Source organism: Actinomadura logoneensis (assembly GCF_003428695.1).
Taxonomy (GTDB): Bacteria; Actinomycetota; Actinomycetes; order Streptosporangiales; family Streptosporangiaceae; genus Spirillospora; species Spirillospora logoneensis.
Genome location: NZ_QURH01000165.1, coordinates 1 through 4819, shown reverse-complemented (window position 1 = coordinate 4819; position 4819 = coordinate 1). Strand labels below are relative to the sequence as shown.

Annotated in this window: 5 protein-coding genes and 1 pseudogene; 2 read left to right on the top strand and 4 right to left on the bottom strand. The window is 74.6% G+C overall.

What is annotated here, in order from left to right:
- Positions 1 to 110 precede the first annotated feature (110 nt).
- A complete protein-coding gene (locus DZF91_RS08615; protein WP_117356951.1) occupies positions 111 to 1523 on the top strand; it encodes an NAD(P)/FAD-dependent oxidoreductase in 1413 nt (470 codons plus the stop codon).
- Between the two features lie 98 nt (positions 1524 to 1621).
- On the opposite strand, the gene DZF91_RS08610 is transcribed toward DZF91_RS08615, so the two are convergent.
- From DZF91_RS08610 to DZF91_RS08600, 3 genes are read right to left on the bottom strand one after another with little or no spacing between them, the layout of a single operon-like run.
- Positions 1622 to 2455 (bottom strand): putative protein N(5)-glutamine methyltransferase, encoded by an 834-nt coding sequence (locus DZF91_RS08610; protein WP_117356950.1) that lies wholly within the window; start codon positions 2453 to 2455, stop codon positions 1622 to 1624.
- Between the two features lies 1 nt (position 2456).
- Positions 2457 to 2963: a DinB family protein gene (locus DZF91_RS08605; protein WP_117356949.1), complete on the bottom strand. Its 507-nt coding sequence runs from the start codon at positions 2961 to 2963 to the stop codon at positions 2457 to 2459.
- A gap of 42 nt (positions 2964 to 3005) precedes the next feature.
- A complete protein-coding gene (locus DZF91_RS08600) occupies positions 3006 to 3524 on the bottom strand; it encodes a PH domain-containing protein (protein ID WP_235834169.1) in 519 nt (172 codons plus the stop codon).
- A 240-nt stretch (positions 3525 to 3764) separates the two neighbouring features.
- On the opposite strand from DZF91_RS08600, the gene DZF91_RS08595 reads away from it, so the two are divergent.
- Entirely contained in the window at positions 3765 to 4496 is a 732-nt protein-coding gene (locus DZF91_RS08595) for a hypothetical protein (protein WP_235834168.1), read from the top strand.
- On the opposite strand, the pseudogene DZF91_RS08590 reads toward DZF91_RS08595, so the two are convergent.
- Positions 4457 to 4819: pseudogene (locus DZF91_RS08590) on the bottom strand (hypothetical protein); the annotation flags it as partial. The gene DZF91_RS08595 and the pseudogene DZF91_RS08590 sit on opposite strands and share 40 nt — an antisense overlap.

Here is a 4819-nt window from a genome sequence, read left to right as displayed (position 1 = left end):
GGCGCGCCGTCCGCGCCCCCGACCGGGACGGACGGCGCGCCGCGGGTGGCCGGGCACGACACACCCCGCCGCGCCGGGTCGGCGCCGCGGGGACCGAGGGAGTTGGAAATGTGAATCCGCTGAGGGCACTCGCCGACGCCGAGCCGGTCTCGTTCTGGCTGGCGGGCGGTGACCGACCCGAACCCGGACCCGCGCTCGTCGGGGACCACAGCTGCGACCTCGCCGTCATCGGCGGCGGGTACAGCGGTCTCTGGACGGCGCTGCGCGCCAAGGAGCGCGACCCGTCCCTGGAGGTGGTGGTGCTGGAGGCCGACCGCGTCGGCGGCGCCGCCTCCGGACGCAACGGCGGCTTCTGCGCCGCCAGCCTGACGCACGGCATCGGCAACGGCATGGAGCGCTGGCCGGAGGAGATGCCGCTGCTGGAACGGCTCGGCATGGAGAACCTGGCCGGGATCGGCGCCACGCTCGACCGCTACGGCATCGACGCCGAGTGGGAGCTCACCGGCGAGATGGCCGTCGCCACCGAGCCGTGGCAGCTGGACGGCCTGCGCGAGGAGGCCGAGACGGCCGCGCGCCTCGGCCGCGAGCTGGTCCCGCTGGACGCGGACGAGGTCCGCGCGCAGATCGCGTCGCCGACCTACCTCGGCGGCCTCTGGGACCGCCAGGGCGTCGCGATGGTCCATCCGGCCCGGCTCGCCTGGGGGCTCGCCGCCGCGTGCCGCTCGCTGGGCGTCCGCATCCACGAGAACACCCGCGTCACCGGGCTCGGTTCCGACCGGCGCGGGGACATGCGGATCAGCGGCGCGTACGGCGCGGTGACGGCCCGCCACGTCGCGCTCGCGACCGGGGCGTTCCCGCCGCTGCTGCGCAGGCTGCGGCACTTCCTGGTGCCCGTCTACGACTACGCGCTCGTCACCGAGCCGCTGTCGGACGACCAGAAGGCCGCGATCGGCTGGAAGGCCCGGCAGGGCGTCGGCGACAGCGCCAACCAGTTCCACTACTACCGGCTCACCGCGGACGACCGGATCCTGTGGGGCGGCTACGACGCGATCTACCACTACGGCAACGGCGTCCACGCCGAGCTGGAGCGGCGACCGCGCACGTTCGCCACCCTCGCCCGGCACTTCTTCACCACGTTCCCGCAGCTCGAAGGCGTCCGGTTCAGCCACGCGTGGGGCGGCGTCATCGACACGTGCAGCCGGTTCAGCGCGTTCTACGGCACCGCCCACGCCGGACGCCTCGCCTACGCCGCCGGGTACACCGGCCTCGGCGTCGGCGCCACGCGGTTCGGCGCGGACGTCATGCTCGACCTGCTCGGCGTCGGGCTGCGTCCCGGGGAGGAGACCGAGCGGACGCGGCTGCGGATGGTCCGCTCCAAGCCCGTCCCGTTCCCGCCCGAACCGCTCCGCTACGGCGTCATCGAGCTGACCCGCCGCGAGATCGCCCGCGCCGACCGGAACGCCGGGCGGCGGGGGCCCTGGCTCGGGCTGCTCGACCGCCTGGGGCTCGGCTTCGACAGCTGAGCGGGGACGAGGGCGGGCCGACTCCCAGGCGGTCCGTCCTCGCCCGCGAGGGTTCCGGGCCCGGGCGGTCAGTGGCGGTGCGGTCAGTGGCGGTGCGGTCAGTGGCGGTGCGGGGCGCGGCGGCCGATGACGACGGTAGCGTTCCGTTCCTCGTCGGTGGCGATCCGGGCTTCCAGGCCGGCGTCGGCGAACGCGGACAGGGCGGCGTCCGCCTGGCGCTCGCCGGCCTCGCTGAGCAGGTGGCCGCCGGGAGCGAGCCAGCCGGACGCGTCGGCGGCGACGCGGCGCAGGACGTCCAGGCCGTCCGCGCCGCCGTCCAGGGCCACGCGCGCCTCGTGGTCGCGGGCCTCGCCGGGCAGCAGCGCGATCTCGCCGGACGGCACGTACGGCACGTTCGCGAGCAGCACGTCCACGCGCCCGCGCAGGGAGCCGGGCAGCGCGTCGAACAGGTCGCCCTCGTGGACGTGGTCGGCGGGCAGGTTCCGGCGCGCGCAGCGGACGGCCGCAGGGTCGACGTCGGCGGCGTGGACGTCCAGTCCGGGCACGGCCGCGGCCAGCGCCGCGCCGAGCGCTCCCGAGCCGCAGCACAGGTCCACCGCGACCGCGCCCGGACGGGCCAGCGCGACCGCCTCGCGGACCAGCGCCTCGGTCCGCCGGCGCGGCACGAAGACGCCCTGCTCGACGGCGATCCGCAGGCCGAGGAACTCGGCGAACCCGACGACGTGCTCCAGCGGCTCGCCGTCCGCGCGGCGGGCCACCATCGCGTCCAGCTCGGCGGGGGAGGAGGCCGCTGCGAGGATCAGGTCCGCCTCGTCCTCGGCGAAGACGCAGCCCGCCTTCCGCAGCCGCGCGCTGACGTCCGCGTGGATCGCGCGGTCTTCCGGGGTCGGGCGGGTGGGGGACGGGGGGAGTCCGTGCTCGGCGGGGGGCATCTCAGTGGCCCGTCCGGCCGTCCATGAGCTCGCGCATGATGTCGAGGTGGCCGACGTGCCGCGCGGTCTCGGTGGCCATGTGGCCGAGCATCCATCCGGCGGTGGCCCGCCCGACGGGCGCCTGCGGGACGTGCGCGGCCGGGTGGTCGAGCGGGAGGGAGGCGATGATCTCGTCCGTCCGGGCGCACTGGCGGGTGTAGTCGTCGAGCAGCCGCGCCAGCGGGACGTCGTCCACGCGGAACTCGGCGTCGATGTCCTCGTCCGACCAGGGGGCCCGTTCGGGCTCGTCCAGCAGGATGTGCTCGAACCACCAGTGCTCGACCCAGCGCAGGTGGCTGACGACCCCCGCCACCGACATCAGCGGTGACGTGGCCGCGAGGAGGTGCTTGTGCGCGAGTTCGTCGGAGAGGCCGTCGCACTTGCGGTGGACGTTGACCCGCTGCTGCTGGAGGAACCCGGTCAGCCGGACGCGTTCGTCTCCGCCGCCGGGAACGTGGAGACGTTCCATGGGCGCCATCCTCGCAGCACGGACGGGCGTTTCGTCACCTTTTTAGTCCGGGGCCGCGTCGCGCGCGCCGAAGACCAGGGACGAGACCTCCAGGTAGAGCTGCTCGGGGTACGGCATGAACGTCACGTGGTCGAAGCCCTGGTTCTGGCCCGCCGACTCGATGAGGAACTCGCCGTAGCCCAGCGTCCGGCCGAGCACCGACCGGTCGAACCGGATGTCGGTGACCTTGGCGAGCGGCATCATCGCGACCTGGCGGTTCAGCACCCCGGTGATCATCATGAGGCGGTGCTCGGTGACCAGGAAGAACTGGATCGACCAGGCGAACACCTTCCAGAGCAGGTAGCCGAGCGCGGCGATCCACACGAACCAGATCCAGACGAAGCCGGTGATCGCGTTGACCGCCGTGCACAGCACGAGCGTGAGGAACGCCGCCGCGACCGGCAGCAGCAGCACCGCGGGGTGCTGGCGCACGGCGATGACGTGCCCCTCGTAGTTCATGAGATACCGGTCGACGGTCCGCGATCCGGCGTCCCGGAAGACCATCATGTCCTGCATGTTCATGGCCGCGTCCTCGTCGTGATCTGTTGGTCCCAACGGTAGCGGACCGGTGGGGCGGCGGGCAGGGGCGAGGCGCCCACGACGACGGGCCGGTGCCCGCCGGGGGAAGGGCCGTGTGCCGTTTCTGGACGGGATCGTCGCGGAACGGACGGGAACCGGCGGACGCGTGGGACATGAGGGGTTTTCCCTTCGCCTCCCGGCATCCCTTGTGCGGAGCGCGGTGCCGTGATGATGATGTTGCGCATGGACGCCGCGCGGGAGCCCCGGCCGGGAACCGACACCCTGCCGAACGGTGACACCCTGCCGAACGGTGCGCGCGGGCCCAGCGGCGCCTTCACGCCCGATGTGACGGGACGGCCCGTCTGGCGGCTGCTGGTCCGCGGCATCGGCGTGTACATGCCCGGCTGGTCCGAGCCGTCCGGGGTGTTCCCGGTGGCCGTCCCGCACGGGCGCCGGGAGTTCGGCGCGCCCCCGAGGGACGGCTTCGGCGGCATGCCGTGGGACGTGCCCGACGCGGCGCTGCCCCCCGGATTCGGACCGCCCGCGTTCGTCGCGGGGGAGTCGGGGTTCGGGCTGCACCTGCCCGAGCGGCGCAAGGGGCTGGAGCCCGACCGCGAGATCTACGTGCGCGGCCAGGAGAACCCCAGCTTCGGCATCGTCATCGCCGGTCCGGCCTCGGCCGTCGGAAGCCGGGTCGTGGACGCGGACGGGCTGGTCCGGTTCGCCCGGAAGCTGACGTTCGAGGAGCTGTTCGAGCCGGGCGACGCGTCGTCGGTGCCCTACGCGGTGCGCGCCGCGCGGGCCGTGCAGAACGTCGTGCTGCTGGACCGCGGCTCCGGGGTCGGGCTGTGCGCCGAGGCCGACCAGCGGACCGGGACCGCGCGCTGCCCGGTGTTCGTGCGGCTCGGCGGGCCCGCCGAGCGGACCGTCCGCGCCTACGCGCTCGCGCCCCAGGCGGTCAGCTCCCACAGCTGATGCGCCGGCAGCCGGCGCAGCCGGACGATCGCGGTCCCCGGGTCCCAGAACACCTCGTCGTTCTCCAGCTCCAGGGACTGCGCCGGGTCGAGCACGGCCGCGACCAGCTCCTCGCGCGTCCGGACGGCGAGCAGCGGACCGATCTGCGCGACCGCGCCCGCGCTCTCGTACAGCACCCGCAGCAGCGACTTCAGCGCCGCCTCGTCCTCGGGGGCACGGCTGCTCGGCATCCCCGACATTCCCGGCCCGCCCGCAGGCCCGCCCGGGACGCCGTGGCGGCCGGCCGGCTCGCGGCTCAGCCCGCCTCCCGGCGCGAGCCGGCC